The sequence below is a fragment of the Luteibacter yeojuensis genome (assembly GCF_000964085.1).
Lineage (GTDB): Bacteria > Pseudomonadota > Gammaproteobacteria > Xanthomonadales > Rhodanobacteraceae > Luteibacter > Luteibacter yeojuensis_A.
The window spans coordinates 17,582-35,049 of record NZ_JZRB01000008.1 but is presented as its reverse complement, the minus strand read 5'-3'; the positions used below and the strand labels follow the sequence as shown (position 1 = coordinate 35,049).

General features: G+C 67.1%; 21 protein-coding genes. 10 read left to right on the top strand and 11 right to left on the bottom strand.

Annotated elements, in window-relative coordinates; genetic code table 11:
- Positions 1-13 precede the first annotated feature (13 nt).
- The 4 genes from VI08_RS04660 to cysK all read right to left on the bottom strand — a co-directional run bounded on the left by VI08_RS04660 (position 14) and on the right by cysK (position 2,728).
- Positions 14-415, bottom strand: coding sequence for a hypothetical protein (locus VI08_RS04660; RefSeq protein ID WP_045828447.1), 402 nt, complete (start codon positions 413-415; stop codon positions 14-16).
- Complete coding sequence (locus tag VI08_RS04655; RefSeq protein ID WP_045828392.1) at positions 412-1,116, bottom strand: DUF433 domain-containing protein; 705 nt, start codon at positions 1,114-1,116, stop codon at positions 412-414. The genes VI08_RS04660 and VI08_RS04655 overlap by 4 nt, the downstream gene beginning before the upstream one ends.
- 84 nt (positions 1,117-1,200) lie before the next feature.
- On the bottom strand, positions 1,201-1,626 hold the full coding sequence (locus VI08_RS04650; RefSeq protein ID WP_045828391.1) for a hypothetical protein: 426 nt from the start codon (positions 1,624-1,626) through the stop codon (positions 1,201-1,203).
- 148 nt (positions 1,627-1,774) lie between these two features.
- Positions 1,775-2,728, bottom strand: a complete 954-nt coding sequence (gene cysK / locus VI08_RS04645) for a cysteine synthase A (protein WP_045828390.1) — start codon at positions 2,726-2,728, stop codon at positions 1,775-1,777.
- A gap of 83 nt (positions 2,729-2,811) precedes the next feature.
- Between cysK and VI08_RS04640 the strand changes: the two genes are divergently transcribed.
- The 4 genes from VI08_RS04640 to VI08_RS04625 all read left to right on the top strand — a co-directional run bounded on the left by VI08_RS04640 (position 2,812) and on the right by VI08_RS04625 (position 7,085).
- Complete coding sequence (locus VI08_RS04640; RefSeq protein WP_045828389.1) at positions 2,812-3,159, top strand: hypothetical protein; 348 nt, start codon at positions 2,812-2,814, stop codon at positions 3,157-3,159.
- Positions 3,160-3,202: 43 nt separating this feature from the next.
- Positions 3,203-4,390, top strand: coding sequence for a cation:proton antiporter (locus tag VI08_RS04635; RefSeq protein WP_045828388.1), 1,188 nt, complete (start codon positions 3,203-3,205; stop codon positions 4,388-4,390).
- Complete coding sequence (locus VI08_RS04630) at positions 4,383-5,645, top strand: TCR/Tet family MFS transporter (RefSeq protein ID WP_045828387.1); 1,263 nt, start codon at positions 4,383-4,385, stop codon at positions 5,643-5,645. Before VI08_RS04635 ends, VI08_RS04630 begins: the two co-directional genes overlap by 8 nt.
- 78 nt (positions 5,646-5,723) lie before the next feature.
- Complete coding sequence (locus VI08_RS04625; protein ID WP_045828386.1) at positions 5,724-7,085, top strand: GGDEF domain-containing protein; 1,362 nt, start codon at positions 5,724-5,726, stop codon at positions 7,083-7,085.
- A 90-nt stretch (positions 7,086-7,175) separates the two neighbouring features.
- Here the strand turns inward: VI08_RS04625 and VI08_RS04620 are convergent, their stop codons facing one another.
- From VI08_RS04620 to VI08_RS04605, 4 genes are all read right to left on the bottom strand, one after another.
- The gene (locus VI08_RS04620; RefSeq protein ID WP_045828385.1) at positions 7,176-7,871 is read right to left on the bottom strand and encodes a VIT1/CCC1 transporter family protein; all 696 of its coding nucleotides are present in this window, start codon (positions 7,869-7,871) and stop codon (positions 7,176-7,178) included.
- Complete coding sequence (locus tag VI08_RS04615; RefSeq protein ID WP_045828446.1) at positions 7,868-8,476, bottom strand: FUSC family protein; 609 nt, start codon at positions 8,474-8,476, stop codon at positions 7,868-7,870. The genes VI08_RS04620 and VI08_RS04615 overlap by 4 nt, the downstream gene beginning before the upstream one ends.
- Positions 8,477-8,618: 142 nt before the next feature.
- Positions 8,619-9,380: an ABC transporter permease gene (locus VI08_RS04610; RefSeq protein WP_045828384.1), complete on the bottom strand. Its 762-nt coding sequence runs from the start codon at positions 9,378-9,380 to the stop codon at positions 8,619-8,621.
- Positions 9,377-10,324: an ABC transporter ATP-binding protein gene (locus tag VI08_RS04605; RefSeq protein ID WP_045828383.1), complete on the bottom strand. Its 948-nt coding sequence runs from the start codon at positions 10,322-10,324 to the stop codon at positions 9,377-9,379. The genes VI08_RS04610 and VI08_RS04605 overlap by 4 nt, the downstream gene beginning before the upstream one ends.
- 120 nt (positions 10,325-10,444) lie before the next feature.
- Here VI08_RS04605 and VI08_RS04600 point away from each other — a divergent pair, with 120 nt between their 5' ends.
- The 5 genes from VI08_RS04600 (at position 10,445) to VI08_RS04580 (ending at position 14,506) form a co-directional block, all read left to right on the top strand.
- On the top strand, positions 10,445-10,936 hold the full coding sequence (locus VI08_RS04600; protein ID WP_045828382.1) for a DUF1993 domain-containing protein: 492 nt from the start codon (positions 10,445-10,447) through the stop codon (positions 10,934-10,936).
- On the top strand, positions 10,933-11,517 hold the full coding sequence (locus tag VI08_RS04595) for a DNA-3-methyladenine glycosylase I (RefSeq protein WP_045828381.1): 585 nt from the start codon (positions 10,933-10,935) through the stop codon (positions 11,515-11,517). Before VI08_RS04600 ends, VI08_RS04595 begins: the two co-directional genes overlap by 4 nt.
- 75 nt (positions 11,518-11,592) lie before the next feature.
- Positions 11,593-11,868, top strand: a complete 276-nt coding sequence (locus tag VI08_RS04590) for a DUF2188 domain-containing protein (RefSeq protein ID WP_045828380.1) — start codon at positions 11,593-11,595, stop codon at positions 11,866-11,868.
- Between the two features lie 17 nt (positions 11,869-11,885).
- Positions 11,886-13,982, top strand: coding sequence for an ATP-dependent DNA helicase DinG (gene dinG, locus VI08_RS04585; RefSeq protein WP_045828379.1), 2,097 nt, complete (start codon positions 11,886-11,888; stop codon positions 13,980-13,982).
- A complete protein-coding gene (locus VI08_RS04580) occupies positions 13,979-14,506 on the top strand; it encodes a HutD/Ves family protein (RefSeq protein WP_045828378.1) in 528 nt (175 codons plus the stop codon). Before dinG ends, VI08_RS04580 begins: the two co-directional genes overlap by 4 nt.
- Before the next feature lie 86 nt (positions 14,507-14,592).
- Here VI08_RS04580 and VI08_RS04575 read toward each other — a convergent pair whose 3' ends face one another.
- Positions 14,593-15,030, bottom strand: a complete 438-nt coding sequence (locus VI08_RS04575) for a hypothetical protein (protein WP_045828377.1) — start codon at positions 15,028-15,030, stop codon at positions 14,593-14,595.
- An 82-nt stretch (positions 15,031-15,112) separates the two neighbouring features.
- Between VI08_RS04575 and VI08_RS04570 the strand changes: the two genes are divergently transcribed.
- The gene (locus VI08_RS04570; protein ID WP_045828376.1) at positions 15,113-15,613 is read left to right on the top strand and encodes a lipocalin family protein; all 501 of its coding nucleotides are present in this window, start codon (positions 15,113-15,115) and stop codon (positions 15,611-15,613) included.
- On the opposite strand, the gene VI08_RS04565 is transcribed toward VI08_RS04570, so the two are convergent.
- Entirely contained in the window at positions 15,608-16,207 is a 600-nt protein-coding gene (locus tag VI08_RS04565) for a hypothetical protein (protein ID WP_045828375.1), read from the bottom strand. The genes VI08_RS04570 and VI08_RS04565 overlap by 6 nt on opposite strands.
- A 222-nt stretch (positions 16,208-16,429) precedes the next feature.
- Positions 16,430-16,870 carry a hypothetical protein gene (locus VI08_RS04560; protein WP_045828374.1) on the bottom strand — a complete coding sequence of 147 codons (441 nt, stop codon included), beginning with the start codon at positions 16,868-16,870 and terminating at the stop codon, positions 16,430-16,432.
- Positions 16,871-17,468: the final 598 nt, after the last annotated feature.

Sequence of the window (17,468 nt, the reverse complement as noted above, 5' to 3'; positions counted from 1 at the left end):
TGCAAAACGACCGCTAGCCGACCCTCTCGAATCGCCGACTCTCCGATCGCCACGGCACGATATAAATGCCGGGGCGACGCGGTGTTACGCAGGCGGCAAGGATTCGCGGCCACCAGTGGATCAGGCGCGATGCCTTCTCAAAGAAGGTGTGCGGCGACCAGCTCTTCGAGAGGATGAAGACAAGCAAGTTGCCTTCGACGATCGCATCGCGCTCGTCCTGACTCTTGTGATGGTAGTCGTGGGTCACGTGGATATCGACTCCAAGCTTACCGGCGAGCGACAGCATCCGGGTGTCGGCCGTGCCCCGCGCATGCATGGTCGTGACGTGCACGACACGGTGGCCCGCGTCTTCAACGAGGCAATCCAGGGCCCGCGCCAGGGCGGGCGAGATGTTCTCGTCGACCTGCGCTTTCACGCGGAACACCACCTGGTCTCGAAGTGCACCGCCGCCCGGACGTCCGCCTCCGTGATCTCGTATTGCCACGCGACGAACCGGGCGTCTTCCTTGTCCGCCTTGTATGCCGCAGCGATGGCGACGGTCGGCACCCCCGAGTCGGTAAGGATCGGGTCACCGGCTCTTCGATCCGGATCAAGGACGACCACCTGGCTTCGCGGCAGGGGAAACCAACGCGTCGCCTGGTCCTGCGCATTCAGTTCAATGCCTCGACGAAGGTGCGTACCTGCGACGATCCTCAAAACGCGACGCCGCGCTACATCGTCGAAGCGGGCATGCGTGATGCCCTCGGTGGCCAGCGCTTCGAGGAAAATCTGCTTGCCGATCTCGCGAAAGCGGTCGCAGGTGATCGGATAAGGCGTACGCAGGCTCTCGCGACCAAGTTGGAGAACCCGGCGAATGACCGGCAACGTCACACCCTCGGCTCGCATGGCGCGAACGAAGCGGAGCTCGACGAGATCGCGGAAACCCACGCCCCGCCGTCGCCACTCAAGCAGTTGGGAATCCCAAAGTGGAATGGGGTTACCGGCCCGCGGGCTGGGGCTGTAGGCACGGATCCACCGCCGCACGTCGCGACTGGTGGCTCCGATATACCGAGCGGCATCCCAGAACGAGTAGATGCCGATACCGAACGGAAAAGGGCGGGGTTCGAACGTAGTCATGCGCGCATCCTATGGATTGCGCGCATGAAACGAAATCAGACAACTCCGCGATCTTGTGTAGGGTTTTCGCTACACGATATGTGGTCAGTACACACCCGACTCGCCGGGTACCGGGTTGTCCTCGCCGGTGCCATCCAGCGCATCGCCTGCGGCGTTCGTCGCGCGGTAGCGCGTCGGGTCGTGTTCGTCGTGCTCGAGGCTCGCCAGGTGTTGCTTGTGCTGGTAGCGGCGTAGTAGCCAGGCGGCGGTGATGGCGGCGACGCCGAGGCCGGCGCCCACGGCGATGGACCCACGCGGGTGGCTGCGCAGCTGCTTGCCGGCGCGCGCGGCGGCGCGGGTGGCCTGCTTGCTGGCGCGCGTCGCGGCACGGCTGGCGACGACACCGGCGTGGCCGGCGTACTGGCGCACGGCGCCGCTGGCTTCGCGGGTGCGGTCATGGGTGATGGCACCCGCGAGGCGCTCGGCGCGGCCGGTGAGTTCTGTCGCGAGGCTCTTGCGGAAGAAGATCATGGGGTGGGCTCCTTGGCGTTCGAGGAACCCACCGTGCCGGTGCGGGTGTGATGGCGATGCGTGCGGGATGTTCCCGGAACGTCACTGGTTCAGGAGCTATCGCCAGCAAGCTGGCTCCCACAGGGCTTGCACAGGGGTCCTGGCAGGCTCAGAGGGTGGCCAGCCAGTCTTCGTCGCTGCCTTCGTTCATGCCTTCCGTGAGGAACGTCGACAGGTAGCGCTCGCCCGTGTCGGGCAGCATCGCGAGGATGACGGTGCCCTCGCCCGCCCCCCTGGCGTACTCGAGCGCGGCCGCCACGGTGGCGCCGGCGGAGATGCCCACGAAGAGGCCTTCCTCCGCGGCGAGGCGGCGGGCGGTGTCGCGGGCCAGCACCTCGTCCACCGGGATGTTCTGGTCGGGCACGGCGCGGTTGAGCACCTCGGGCACGAAATCCGGGGTCCAGCCCTGGATCTTGTGCGGGGACCATGGTTTGTCCTGCAGCAGCGGCGCGGCGGTGGGCTCGCTGACGATGATGCGGGTCTCCGGCCGCGCCACCTTCAGCACCTCGCCCACGCCCGTGAGGGTGCCGCCCGTGCCCCATCCGGTGACGAAGGCATCCAGGCGCCGGCCGGCGAAATCCTGGAGGATCTCCGCGGCCGTGGTCTGGCGGTGGTAGGCGGGGTTGGCCGGGTTCTGGAACTGGCGCGGCAGGAACCAGCCGTGTTTCGCGGCCAGCGCCTCGGCCTTGCGGACCATGCCGCTGCCGCGCTCGGCGGCGGGCGTGAGAATGACCTTGGCGCCATACGCGCGCATCAGCTTGCGGCGCTCCATGGAGAACGAATCGGCCATGGTGGCCACGAACTTGTAGCCTTTCGCCGCGCAGACCATGGCGAGGGCGACGCCCGTATTGCCCGAGGTGGCCTCGATGACGGTATCGCCGGGCTTCAGCAGGCCCTGGCGCTCGGCGTCGAGGATGACGGCGATGGCCAGGCGATCCTTGACGGAACCGCCGGGATTGAAGGATTCGACCTTGGCGTACAGACTGACGTGGGCCGGGGCCACGCGATGCAGGCGCACGATGGGCGTACGGCCGATCGTGTCGAGGATGCTCTCGTAGATCATGGTCGGTTCCTTGGGGGCAGGGGCAAGGCGTTCGAGCCTACTCCGAGCCCGCCCGGCCGCACAAACCACCATTAGGGCTATGCATGAACCGTGGTACCCGCGCCGCCTTCGCCGGCCTGTGCCTCGCCACCACGGCCGCCATGGCGCAGGGCCTGCCCGGCACCCCGAAAGAATACTTACAACGGATGGACGGCAACGGCGACGGCAAGGTCGACGAGGCGGAGTACGTGCGCTACATGAGCCAGGGGTTCATGCGCATGGACATCAACGGCGACGGCGTCATCGATGCCAACGACGGCCCCATGCGCCCCGGCGCGCGGCCCATCCGCCTCGACGCGTTCCAGCGCAGCCTCATCCAGCAGTTCCACAAGCTGGACAAGAACAAGGACGGCTACCTCAGCGCGAAAGAGCTGGCGCAGCCTCCGCAATAGCGCCGCGTTCCGCTACCCTTGCGCGATCCTTGGGAGGGGCTGCATGAGTACGACGGAACTGTTCCTGATCGCCATGGTGATCATCCTTGGCGTGCCTTACCTGGTCTGGCGGGTGTTCCGCACCGATTACTGGGCACCGCTGGTGGTGGTGCAGATCCTCACCGGCATCCTGCTCGGGCCGGGGGTGCTCGGCAAGGTGTTCCCTGAGTACTACTCCACGGTGTTCGCGCCGCCGGTCATCGGCGCGCTCAATGGCATCGCGTGGTGGGCGGTGATGGCGTTCGTATGGATCGCCGGCATCGAGCTCGACCCGCGCGAAGTGTGGCGCCAGCGGCGGGAGTGCGGCACCACGGCGGCCCTGGCCCTGGGCGTGCCCATGCTGGCCGGCTGCGCCGCGGCCTTCGGCCTGCTCGCCTGGCGCGACGGCTGGATGGGCCCCGAGGCGCAGACGTGGCAGTTCGTCGCCGGCATCGGCATGGCCTGCGCGGTCACCGCCCTGCCCATCCTCATCCTGCTCATGAACAAGCTGGGCATGCTGCGCGAGCCGCTGGGCCAGCGCGTGTTGCGCTACGCGAGCCTGGACGACCTCGCCATCTGGGCCGTGTTGGCGATCCTGCTGCTCGACTGGAAGCGCGTGGGCCACCAGGCGGCGTTCCTGGCGGTGTTCGCCGTGGCGTCGTGGGGCTTCCGCCGCCTCATGGCCCGGGTGACCGAAGACGACCGCTACTACATCGGCCTGGTGTGGCTTGCCGCCTGCGGCTACGGCGCCGACTGGTGCGGCCTGCACTTCATGGTGGGCGCGTTCCTCGCCGGTGCCGTGATGGAGCGCGACTGGTTCACGCTCTCGCGCCTCGACCAGTTGCGCGACAACGTGCTGCTGGTGGTCATGCCGGTGTTCTTCCTCTCCACGGGCCTGCGCACGAACTGGAACGTGGGCGGCGCCGCGGTGTTCGTCGCCGCGGGCATCCTCCTGGTGGCCTCGGTGCTGGGCAAGCTCGCGGGCGTGGGCCTCGCGGGCAAGCTGCTGGGCTGGCAGCGCGGCGATGCATGGATCATCGGCTGGCTGCTGCAGACGAAGGCGCTGATCATGATCATCTTCGTCAACGTGCTGCTCGACAAGCACATGATCACGAGCGAGACGTTCACCGCGCTGCTGCTCATGGCCGTGGCGAGCACCATGCTCACCGTGCCGTTCGTCGCGCCCCGCCTCAAGCTGCGCGGCCATGGCTGACGACGCGACGCACACACCGCTGCCCACCCCGGTGCGCCGCGCCGCGGTGGCGTTCGTCTTCGTCACGGTGCTGATCGACATCCTGGCCTTCGGCATCATCATCCCGGTGTTGCCGCACCTCATCGAGGCGATGACGGGCGGCGGCGTCAGCAACGCCGCCTGGTGGGTCGGCATCTTCGGCACGGTGTTCGCCGCGGTGCAATTCGTGTCCTCGCCCATCCAGGGCGCGCTCTCCGACCGGTTCGGCCGCCGCCCCGTCATCCTGCTGTCGAACCTCGGCCTGGGCCTCGACTTCGTGCTGATGGCCCTGGCGCCGTCGCTGTGGCTGCTGTTCGTGGGCCGCATCATCTCGGGCATGACGGCCGCCAGCTTCACCACCGCCAATGCCTACATCGCGGACGTGACGCCGCCGGAGAAACGCGCCGGCGCCTTCGGCCTGCTCGGTGGCGCCTTCGGCATCGGCTTCATCATCGGCCCGGCGCTGGGCGGCTTCCTCGGCACCATCGACCTGCGCCTGCCGTTCTGGGTGGCGGCGGGCCTGGCGCTCACCAACTTCCTGTATGGCTTCTTCATCCTGCCCGAGTCGCTGCCGCCGGAACGGCGCGCCGCCCGGTTCGAGCCGCACAGCGCCCACCCGCTGGGCGCCCTGCGCCTGCTCCGCTGCAGCCCCACGGTGTTCGGGCTGGCCATCGTCATGTTCCTGTTCTACCTGGCGCACTACGTGCTCCAGACCACGTTCGTGCTGTACGCCGATTACCGCTACCACTGGGGCGCCCAGGCCGTGGGCTTCGTGCTGGCCCTGGTCGGCGCCTGCGACGGCTCGGTGCAGGCGTTCCTCACCGGCAAGCTGACCGGCCGCTTCGGCGAGCGCCCGGTGCTGGTCGCTGGCATGGTCTTCGGCACGGCGGCCTTCGCCGTCATGGGCCTGGCCAGCGTGGGCTGGGTGTTCCTCGTCGGTATCCCGCTGATGTCGCTCTGGGGCCTGGCCGGGCCGCCCATCCAGTCGATCATGACTCGCTGCGTGCCGCCCGACCAGCAAGGCCGCCTGCAGGGCGCCATTACCAGCATGGGCAGCTTCGCCGGCATCTTCGGGCCTTACCTGTTCGCGCAGATCTTCGCGTTCTCGATTGCCCCGGAGCGGCAGGTCCACCTGCCGGGCATCGCGTTCCTGCTGGCGGCGGGCCTCGTGGCGGTGGGCGCCGTGGTGGCGGCAAGGGCTACTCGGCACGTCGCGCCGGCGGCACCTCCGCCATAAGACAGATCGAAATTGCCAGATTTCGTCGTATGATGCGCGAAGTACTTAAGAAACTTCACGCGAAAGTTGGGGCCGCGTTTGGACAACCAGCTCTGGGAAAGCAAATACCGCGAAGCCCTCGACCGGCTGACCCGCGAAGAAGCCCAGTGGCGGGCCGTGGAGTCGGTGCTGAGGCAGCTCGTCGGTAGCCTCACCCGTGCCGCCCATGGGGCGCATGACCAGGTCGACCCGCACATCGAGCGCCTCACCGCCGCCCTCGCCACCGGCCCCGCCGATGCGATGGTGCTGGAATCCCTTTCCAATGGCCTGCGCGATGCGCTGGAGGCCCTGGCCGCGCGCCCTTTGCGCGGGCCCGAGGAACGCGCCATCCCCATCACCCGGCCGCAGCGCGGGGAGTACGGCTCGTCCGTGCAATCCTCCCTGCACCGCCTGGTCGACCGCATCGTGGTGCAGCCCAAGCTGGCCGACCGTGCCAACGACCTGCGCCGCGACGTGGCCGATGCCGGCGACCTGGTGGCCCTGGCCGCCTGCGGCGATCGCCTCGCCGACCTGGTGAACGAGCAGCGCATCGGCATGCAGCGCGAGATCGATGCGCTCCAGGCCGTGCTGCGCCACATCGCCGGCCGCCTCGACGAGATGACCCAGTACATGGCCCGCGAGCTGGCCGACCAGAGCACGGGCGAGGCCAATGGCCAGGCGCTGGATGCCTCCGTGGCCCACGAGATGCGCCTGCTGGGCGAGGCCGCGCTGGAGAGCGAAGACGCGCACGAGCTGCGCGAGCGGGTGAACGCCAGCCTCGAGACCATCGCCGCGTGCTTCCGCGATTTCCGCGAGCGCGAGGGGGCCCGCCTCACCGCCTACCGCGACCGCGCCGAAAAAATGCGCATGCGCGTGGAGCAGCTGGAAACCGAGCGCAACGCACTGCAGCGCTCGCTGGAACGCGAGCACGAGCTGGCCCAGACCGATACGATGATCGGCATGCCCAACCGCCTCGCGTACGAAAAACGCATCGAGGCGGCGTTCGAGAGCTGGCTGACCACGTCGCGCCCGCTCTCCATCGCGGCCATCGACATCGACCACTTCAAGAGCATCAACGACACCTACGGCCACACCGCGGGCGATGCCGTCCTGCGCGTCATCGGCCAGGCGTTGCTGAAGCACGTGCGGCCGGTGGATTTCGTGGCCCGCTACGGCGGCGAGGAATTCATCGTCATCTTCGACGGCGCGGACGAGGCCGAATCGCTGCAGGTATGCGAACGCCTGCGCGGCAAGATCCAGCACCTGGCCTTCCACGCCAGCCGCCAGCCCGTGCGCGTCACCGCCTCGATCGGCGTGGCCCAGTTCCGCCAGGGCGATACGCCGCAGGCGGTGTTCGAGCGGGCGGATCTTGCGTTGTATACGGCGAAGAACGGTGGGCGTAACCGCTGCGTGGCGGGCTGACTAAACGCATCGCGCGCAAGCGCGCTCCCACAAAAGCAGAGTCAGAGCCCGCCCCCCTTGTGGGAGCGCGCTCGCGCGCGATGACACCCCTCAGGCGGCCACCCCAAAAAGCCGCCCGACAACCGCCGTAAGCCCCATCGCCGCCGCACCCCAAAACACGATCCGCCCCACCCCGCGCCACACGGCCGCCCCGGCCAGCCTTGCCGACACGGCGCCCAGCACGGCCAGCGCACCCAGCGACACCACCACCGTCACCTTCGCCATGTGCTCGCGTGGCGCAGCGGCCGTGGCGAGGATCGGCACGATGGCGCCGGCGGCGAAGCTCACGGCCGAGGCCGCGGCCGCCTGCAGTGGCCGCGCCGCCGTCGCCGACGACAGCCCCAGCTCATCGCGCGCGTGTGCCGCCAGCGCGTCGTGCGCCATCAGCTGGCTGGCCACCTCGTGCGCCAGCGCGCGGTCGAGGCCACGGTGCACGTAGATTTCGGTGAGTTCGCGGTGCTCGCCCGTCGGGTCCTCGCGTAGCTCGCGTGATTCCACGGCCAGCTCGGCGCGCTCGCTGTCGGCCTGCGAGCTGACGGAGACGTACTCACCCGCGCCCATCGACATGGCGCCGGCCACGAGGCCCGCGACACCGGCCACCATGACGCTGGCCGCACCCGCCTCCGCCGAGGCCACGCCCACCAGCAGGCTGGCCGTGGAGAGGATGCCGTCGTTGGCGCCGAGCACGGCGGCGCGCAGCCAGCCCAGGCGATCGAGCCGGTGGTGTTCGGAATGCTTGCGGATCAACCCTGCTCCCCTTCTGCCTTGTGTTCCACGCGCTCTTCGAGGCGCGATACCAGCCAGCCTACCGCGAGCGCACAGGCCGTGCCGAACACCACTTCACCGAGGCGCCATGCCGCTACCTCCCAGCGCGGGCCGGTGGCGGGCACGAGCAACACGATGGCCGTGGTGATGCCGCCGATGCGGGCGGCGGCACCCGCGTTGGCGGTCCAGCAGGCGAGCGTCACGAGCGCCAGCGCGGCGCCGAACGAAAGGAGGTTGCCACTGCCGCCCATCCACAGGCCGAGCAGCCCGGCGATGGCGCCGAAGAACGTGCCGAGGATGCGGTCGCGGCCCGCGCCGCGTGTGTCGCCGTAGTGCGGCTGGGTGACCGCCACGGCAGTGATCGCGGCCCAGAAGGCTTCATGGGGGTTGAGCAGGAAACCGACGGCGTACGCGAACACGGCGGCCAGCACGGTCTTGAACGCCATGAAGGCCCCCACGCGCATGCGCGGGCCCAATGGCAGGTCGCGGAACAGGTGGTCGAGCACGCGCTGCGCGCGGCGCAGCCGGAGGATCTCCAGGGTGCCCCGGGGCTTGGTCGGCGGCGCGGGCGTGGCAGGTTCGCTCATGCGCCCATCGTAGCTTTTCGCGCCGCCAACGCGCGCGCACAACGCCGCGCGATTCCTGTAGGAGCCCACGCCCGTGGGCGACCCCTCGAAGCGCATCGCGACAGGATGTCGCCCACAGGGTGGGCTCCTACAGCAGCCGCGGTCAGTTCTTGAGCTTCCAGCCTGTGCGGAAGATCCACCACACCGTGGCGAGGCACACGAGCATGAAGGCGAGCGTGGCCGAGACGCTCACCACCACGTTCACGTCGGCCTGCCCATAGAAGCTCCAGCGGAACCCGTTCACCAGGTACACCACCGGGTTGAACAGCGTCACCTTCTGCCAGAACGGCGGCAGCATGTTGATGGAATAGAAGCTGCCACCGAGGAAGGTGAGCGGCGTGATCACCATCAGCGGAACCACCTGCAGTTTCTGGAAGTCGTCCGCCCACAGGCCGATGATGAAACCGAACAGGCTGAAGGTCACCGCGGTGAGCAGCAGGAACGCCAGCATCCAGAACGGGTGCTGGATCTCGTAATCGACGAACAGCCGCGAGGTGGCGAGGATGAGCAGCCCAAGGATCATCGACTTCGTGGCCGCCGCACCCACGTAGCCCAGCACCACCTCCACGAAGTTCACGGGGGCCGAGAGCAGCTCGTAGATGGTGCCCGCCCACTTCGGCATGTAGATGCCGAACGACGCGTTGCTGATGCTCTCGTTGAGCAGCGACAACATGATGAGGCCGGGGATGATGAAGGCGCCGTAGCTCACGCCGCCGATGGCGCCCATGCGCGAACCGATGGCCGCGCCGAACACGACGAAGTACAGCGACGTGGAGAGCACCGGCGACGCGATGCTCTGGGTCAGCGTACGGAACGTGCGGGCCATCTCGAAGCGGTAGATGGCGCGGATGCCGTGGAAGTTCATGCGCCGCTCCTTACCAGGCTAACGAAGATGTCTTCCAGCGAGCTCTCGCTGGAGTGCAGGTCCTTGAAGTCGATGCCCAGCGCGCCAAGCGTCTTGAAGAGTTCGGCGATGCCCGTGTCCTCGCCTTGCGTGTCGAAGGTGTACGTGAGGCACAGGCCATCCTGCGACAGCTCGAGCGGCCAGTGCTCCAGGCCCGCGGGCACCGATGGCAGCGGCGCCTGCAGCGACAGCGTCAGCTGCTTCTTGCCCAGCTTCCGCATCAGGGTGTGCTTCTCTTCCACCAGCACCAGTTCACCGCGGTTGATGACGCCGATGCGGTCGGCCATCTCCTCGGCTTCCTCGATGTAATGCGTAGTGAGGATGATGGTGACGCCGGCTTCGCGCAGGCGCCGCACCATCTGCCACATATCGTGGCGCAGCTCGACATCGACGCCCGCGGTGGGCTCGTCGAGGAACAGCACGCGCGGCTCGTGCGCGAGCGCCTTGGCGATCAGCACGCGGCGCTTCATGCCGCCGCTGAGCGCCATGATCTTCGAATCTTTCTTCTCCCACAGCGAGAGCTCGCGCAGGATCTTCTCGAGGTAACCGGGGTTCGGCGCCTTGCCGAACAGGCCCCGGCTGAACTTCACCGTGGCCCACACGGTTTCGAACGCGTCGGTGGAAAGCTCCTGCGGCACCAGGCCGATGAGGCCGCGCGCCGCGCGGTAGTCGCGGACGATGTCGTGCCCATCCACGTGCACGCTGCCGCCGGTGCCGTTGACGATGCCGCAGATGATGCTGATGAGGGTGGTCTTGCCCGCGCCATTGGGGCCGAGCAGCGCGAAGATCTCGCCGCGCCTGATCTCGAGGTCGACGTGCTTCAGCGCCTGGAAACCCGTCTTGTAGGCCTTGGACAGGCCACGCACCGCGACGATGGCGTCGGGTGCCGGTTCATTGGGGGACATGGGGGGCCGTTCGTAGCGGAGTTGGCCGGTGATGGTAGTCGCTTGGGTAGCCCTGCGCACGGGCCTTGAAGCGGTGCCCCGGCCACCCCACCATCGACGGATACCCAAGGAGCCGCCCCCATGAGCATCTCGCTGCACGAAGCTTCCGCCGTCGCCTACATCCGCGGCTTCCGCGCCCTCGCCGCCCTGCTGGTGAAGGCGAAAGACCACGGCGGCGACGCCCTCGTCGACAAGCGCCTCGCCCCCGACATGCTCACCCTGGCAGGCCAGGTGCAGCGCGCCAGCGACACGGCCAAGTTCGGCATCGCGCGCGTGGCCGACGTGGCACCGCCCGCGTTCGAAGACAATGAAACCACCATCGACCAGTTGCTCGCCCGCATCGATGGCACGGTGAAGTGGATCGAATCGGTGCCGGCCGAAACGGTGGACGCCGGGGCCTCGCGCACCATCACGCGCAAGCTGGGCCCGCAGGAGCGCACGTTCAGCGCCAGCGAATACCTGCTCGCCTTCGCCTTGCCCAACTTCTATTTCCACGTCACCACGGCCTACGACATCCTCCGCCACAACGGCCTGCCCGTGGGCAAGATGGATTACCTCGGCTTCACCGGGTGAACGACGGGCGGCCGCGCTGCGCGTGGGGCGACGCCGACGACCTGATGCGGGCGTACCACGACCGCGAGTGGGGCGTACCCGAGCGCGACGGCCGCAAGCTGTGGGAGAAGCTGGTGCTCGACGGCTTCCAGGCGGGGCTGTCGTGGCGGACCATCCTGGCCCGCCGCGATGGTTTCCGCCGTGCCTTCGAGGGCTTCGAGCCGGCGGTGGTCGCCGCCTACGGGCCCCGCGACGTGGAACGGCTCCTGGCCGACCCGGGCATCATCCGCTCGCGCAGCAAGGTCGGCGCGGCCATCAACAACGCGAAGGCCTACCTGGCCATGGCGGCGGCCGGCGAGGATTTCGCCCCCTTCTGCTGGGGCTTCGTGGGCGGGGCGCCGCTGGCCTGGGAGGGCCCGGTGCCGCCCAACAGCCCCCTTTCCGAGCAGGTCTCCAGGGCGTTGAAGAAACGGGGTTTCACGTTCGTCGGCCCCACCATCGTCTTCGCCTGGATGGAGGCCACCGGCCTGCTGAACACCCATGCGCCGGCGTGTTTTCGCCGGGCGGAATTGCTTCGTAAACCCTTACGTAACAAGGGTTAATGCTTTTTTTAGCCGTCCTGGCGTAGCGTCGAACCGTAGGGCCGAAGTTACCCACCGTCACTTTGCGAGGGTTCCATGGCATCCAGTTCCGCCCAACTGTTCATTCCGTACAGCGAATCGGCGCAGGGCCCGTGGATCGTGCGCCGCGACGCCAGCGCCATCGGTAGCTACGGCAGCCAGGCCGACGCCGTGCATGCCGCCGAGGCCCTGGCGCCCGGCCTCTCCGACAGCCTGGGCCGCCCCGTGGCCATCCATGTGCAGAACGCCGACGGCACGTGGGAGGAGCACACCTGGGTGGTCGCCGGCATGGTCGCTGGCGCGCCTGCCAGCCCACGGGCACACGCGCTATAAGGTAACCTTGGTGGGCTATGCTCACCGAAGAGACCAAAGCCGCGATCCGCGCCGCCTATGCGCGCCTGAAGGACGGCCTGGCGGGCTTCCGCGGGCGCCCGTCGCAGCTGAAGATGATCGCCGAGGTCGCCAAGGCGCTGGCCGAGCCGGCCGGCGCGGCCGTCATCGAGGCGCCCACCGGTACCGGTAAATCCATGGCCTACCTCATCGGTGGGCTCGAGGTGGCGCGCGCGCAGAAGAAGAAACTGGTGATCGCCACCGCCACGGTGGCGCTGCAGGAGCAGCTGGTCCAGCGCGATATCCCCCAGTTCATGGCCCTGTGCGGCGTGGAAGCCAAGGTGGCGCTGGCCAAGGGCCGTGCCCGCTACCTCTGCCCGCGCAACCTGCGCATGGCCAGCAGCGAGCCCAGCGCGCAGGGCGGTTTCGACTTCGATGCCGACGTCGCCCTGTGGTCACGCCCGCCCGCCGAGCGCGATACCAAGGCCATCGAAAAGCTCGGCAAGGCCTTCGAATCGCGCGAGTGGAACGGCGACATCGACACCAGCCCCGAGCCGCTGTCCGATCTCGTCCGCGGCATGGTCACCACCAGCGCCGGCGGCTGCACGGGCCGCAAGTGCAACGCGTTCGCGGTGTGCCCGTTCTTCCTCGCGCGCCGCGCCATCGGTGAAGCCGACATCGTGGTGGCCAACCAGGACCTCGTGCTGGCCGACCTCACCATGCCGCGCGACGAGGACACGTTCGGCGGCGTGATCCTGCCCAAGCCCGAAGACACGCTCTACATCTTCGACGAAGCGCACCACGTGCCGTCGAAAGCCATCGACCGCGGCGCGGCCGATGTGCACATCGCCAGCACCGTGCGCCGCATCGGCCGCCTGCAGAACCAGGTGCACGCGGCGTATTCGCTCACCGACAAGGAAAGCATCGGCAACCTCACGCTGGAGGAGGGCGACGAGAAGTTGCTCGAGATGTCGAACGCGCTGGAAGAGATGGAGCGCGAGATCCGCCTGTCGTGGACGCCCTCGTCCAGTGAACTCGAGCCTGTGTTCCGCGCCTCCCTGGGCCAGTTGCCCGAGAACTGGAAGGTGCATGCTTCGTTCCTGCATGCGGTGACGCGCGACGTGCAGCGCTGGCTGCGCACCGTGCGCCGCACGGTGGTGGAGATGGAAGCCGGTGGCCCCACGCAGGAGGCGCTGTCGCGTGAACTGGGCATGGCGCTGGAGCGCCTCGAACGCCAGGTGCGCACGTGGTACGCGTGGTCCACCGACGATCGCGAGAACGGCCCGCCGCTCGCGCGGTGGGTCAGCATGGGCTCCGACCAGGCCCTCATCTGCCATGCCTCCGCCGTATCGGCGGGTGGGCTGCTGCGCACCGTGCTATGGGACAACGCCTCAGCCGTGGTGCTCACCTCGGCCACGCTGAGCGCCGGCGGCAATTTCCGCGGCTTCGCCGATTCGGTGGGCCTGCCGAACGAAGCGGTGACCATCAGCCTGCCCTCGCCGTTCGACCTGGAACGGCAGGCCCGGCTGGAGGTGCCCGCGTTCGCCACGCTGCCGGATGACCGCGAAGGCCATGCGCGTGAAGTGGCGAGCTGGCTGGCGAAGCACCTGGACTGGGATGCGGGCAACCTCGTGCTGTTCACCTCGCGCGCGAAGCTCGACCGCGTGCTGCAGGTGCTGCCCATCGACCACGTGCGCAAGGTGCGTGCGCAGGGTTCGCTGGCGAAGACGCAGCTCATCGCCGAGCATTGCGCCGACATCGAAGCCGGCAAGGGCAGCACCATCTTTGGCCTGGCCTCGTTTGGCGAAGGCCTGGACCTGCCCGGCAAGCTTTGCGAAACCGTGGTGGTGACCCAGCTGCCGTTCGCGGTGCCGACCGACCCGGTGGGGGCCACGTACGCCGAGTGGCTCGAATCGCGCGGCCGCAATCCCTTCATCGAGGTGAGCGTGCCGGATGCGACGCGCATCCTCACGCAGTACTGCGGCCGCCTGATCCGCACCGAGACCGACACGGGCCGCATCGTGCTGCTCGACCGCCGCGTCATCACCAAGCGTTACGGCACCGGCATGCTGCGCGCGCTGCCGCCGTTCGCCCGCGAGATCGAGCGCGTCGCATGACCATCATTCCTTTCGACCAGTTGAAAGCCGTGCCGTGGAAGAACGGCCTGGGCATCACGCGCGAACTGGCCGTCGAACCACCAGGTGCGTCGATGGACACCTTCGCGTGGCGCGTGAGCATCGCGGACGTGGATACGGCCTCGCCCTTCTCCACGTTCCCGGGCATCGATCGCACCATCGTGCTGCTCGATGGCGCAGGCTTCACCATGGTGCTCGATGGCGAACGCGAACATGCGCTCACTGCGCCACTGGTGCCTTTTGCATTCCCCGGCGAAGCATCGGTGGATGTCCGCCTCGCCGGCGGCGCCACGCGCGACTTCAACCTGATGGTGCGGCGAGGGGTGGGCACCGCGCGCGTTGAAGTGCTGCACGGGCCTGGGGTGTACGACGGCGTGAAGATCGCTTACGTGGCCGAAGGAAACGGCACGGCCGATGGCCAGCCAGTAACGGCAGGCGATGCGGTCTTCGACGCCACGAGCCTTGCCCTCACCGCAGGCACCAAAGCGCTGGCAATCTACCTGTAGGAGCGCGCTTGCGCGCGACATCTTTTCGCGAAGCGCAACAGGCCCTGTGGCTCTTTCGCGAAAAGATGTCGCCCACGCGTGGGCTCCTACAGGCGATCCGGCGGTTCCGGGGGGTCCGTCGACTCGGGCGCTTCCGCCACATCCCGCCGCCACAAATCCACCGACGTCAGCTGGAACTTCACCGGCGGGATGGCGGATTCCCAGCCTTCGATGCCGGGGAATGTCTCGCGCAGGTCGGCTACCAGTTGTTTGAAGCCCTTGTCAGCTTCGGACAACACGAGGGTCTCGTCATCGTCGACGTGGAAGAACAGGAAGACGGTATCCCACGAATCGCTACCGCTATCGCGGTTGCCGGCCTCGACGCGGGACACCCGGGCCAACGGCACCTCGCGCATGCGGAAGCCGCCCGGCGTGGCCACGATGAGGCCGGCCAGCAGGTCGACGTGGGCCGCGCCGCGCGACACCAGCCGCTCGCGCAGCCGCGTGAAAAGCGGACGTCTGGCGGGGGTGTCGTCGTGGTCCATGGAGCCTTTCCGGTGGCGCGGTTTAAACCTGATTCACCCGATATCGGCATCGTAGTGCGTTCGCTTTAACGGAACCGACGCCATGGCCCATCCCGGCATAGCGACCACCCCCGTCACCGCGGTGGCCGACCTGGACCTCGAACGCTACGCCGGCACGTGGCACGAAATCGCCCGCCTGCCCATGTATTTCCAGCGGAAATGCACGGGCAACGTCACCGCCCGCTACACGCCCAACGTCGACGGCACGGTCACCGTCGAGAACCGCTGCGGCACCGAAGGCGGCGAGATCGCCAGCACGGGCGTCGCCCGCCGCCCCGAGGCCTTCGCCCGCGGCAAGCTCGAGGTGACCTTCGTGCCGCCCTGGCTGCGCTGGCTGCCGCTCGTGTGGGCCGACTACTGGGTCATCGCCCTGGACGAGAACTACCAGTGGTCGATGGTGGGCCAGCCGGGGCGGAAGTACCTGTGGATCCTGTCGCGCACGCCAACGCTGGACGAAGCCACGGTCGAGCGGCTCAAGGCAGAGGCCGTGGCCATGGGTTACGACCTGTCGGCGCTGATCCTGTCCGGGGGTACAGTGTCATAGCGCGTCGTGCCAGCCCAGGGCTGCCCACCCGACCAGGCAGAGGATGCCGACGAGCAGGGCCCAGCGCGTGATGCCGCGAAAGATCCGGGCCATGCGATCGATCGGGGCAGCCTCATCGACGAAGATCATGCGGAGCGCCATGCGAAGCTTCCTCACATCGAGGGGAGCACCTGACTCTTCTCGCTTATCCACGTCCGCCCGGTAAACCATCATACCGGCGACGTTCACGCCCGCAAGCACGCTTACGACACCCAGGTAGCCAAGCCAAAAATGCGGCGTCTTGGCAGTGGGATCTAGCAGGCATGCAGCACACGTCGAGTCATCCTGTACGCCCGAGAAGGTCACGTAGAGGAGCCCGCAGAACGCGACGAAGAGCAACTCTGTCGTGATCCGGAGAAACCAGCAAAGCACGTTAAGGTAGCCAGCTGGAACGGGGTGGGCGCCCACCAGAGCTCGGGTCGCATAGCGATGGTAGGGCCTGTCTTCATCAGGCGTCCCTCCAAGCGAGCGAACGAGACGCTCCGTGAACATCATCGACAAAACGTGGTTAAGCACAGCAGCGAATGCCAGCAACACGAAGGCTGCGGATACCATCGACCTGACCCTCGAACATGCGTAGCGAATCCGGCCACGGCGGCTAATTCGCTTTCACTTCCTCGCACAGTTCCGCCCGTTGCAAGCCGAAATCGTCACTTTCCAGGCGCGTGAAGTGGAGACGTCGCAATCTTTTCAATAGCCGCAACGTTGAGAACGATGCGACCGCCCCGTCTTCCGCTAGCCCAGTCAATGAGCAACCGAATGACACCAACCCGTACGTCACCTAGCAGGCGCCCTTCCGAAACACATGACATCTTCGAACGTGAGATTCGCACACCAGTCAAGTGATGGGAACGGGAACACGTATGTGTGCTGAGGAAAACCTGTGATCAGCGGCATGACCTCGAGCAAATCATCAAACCGACCGAGAATGGCGAAGTTAACCTGATTATCACCGATAGCAACTAGCTCACCACCTATGTCCTCGCCAGCCAGAGTATTGCGTACAAAGTGTACGAATGCCTCGGAGGGGTCGAGGCCGGCTGGGGCGGAAATTATTGAAGCACCGGGCACCTCCTCCCATGCGATGCGATTTCCACCAAACGGAAATGCTGACTGCAAGGCGCTGAAGAATCCTTCGACGTCTCTGGTAGTCCGGACTCTTCCCATAGCGATATAGGCGCTGAGCGCCTCCAAAAGGTTCACTTCCGCCCACGTCATGCTGTGCGTTCTTTCCGTCATGCGATAGCACTCACCGGTTTAGCCCCTTGGTTATCGAATCAACAGTGGATTGATCGCCTTGAAAATAGAAGTGTTCCTTCTCCTTCCCAGAGAAAGTGTTGATATGGGCGCCGCTTCGCGCATCATATTCGACGCGGTAGCCCGTCATGCCATCTTCTGTTGCGCGGCCAATCACCCTCTGCCCTCTGGAAGCGGTCGGGAACCTGTTTAACACCGGAGTTGCTGCTTTGAAGCCGCGAGCCTCAAGCCACCTTAGAGCTGCGTTTCGGGCCTGACTAAACTCCAACCTGCCGCCTGCGAGGACGAGACCCTCCTTCCCAATCCCTTCGCCAGGAATTGCGCCAAGCGCGGCAAATGTCCAACCCGCCGGGGAGCAGCCGTCGACTTGACAACCGAGGAGATCGCCACCCGGAACGCTGCCCAAAGCAACATCTGAGTACGCTGATGCTGCACTGGCACTCTCCGCGAGATCTCCATAGGCTTGCGAAACGACTATCTTTTCAGAAGCGTCAGCTTGTGCCAGTGGCGCTGATATCCCACCCGCCCCGGAGCCGACCGAGCGGAACGGTGCGCTATC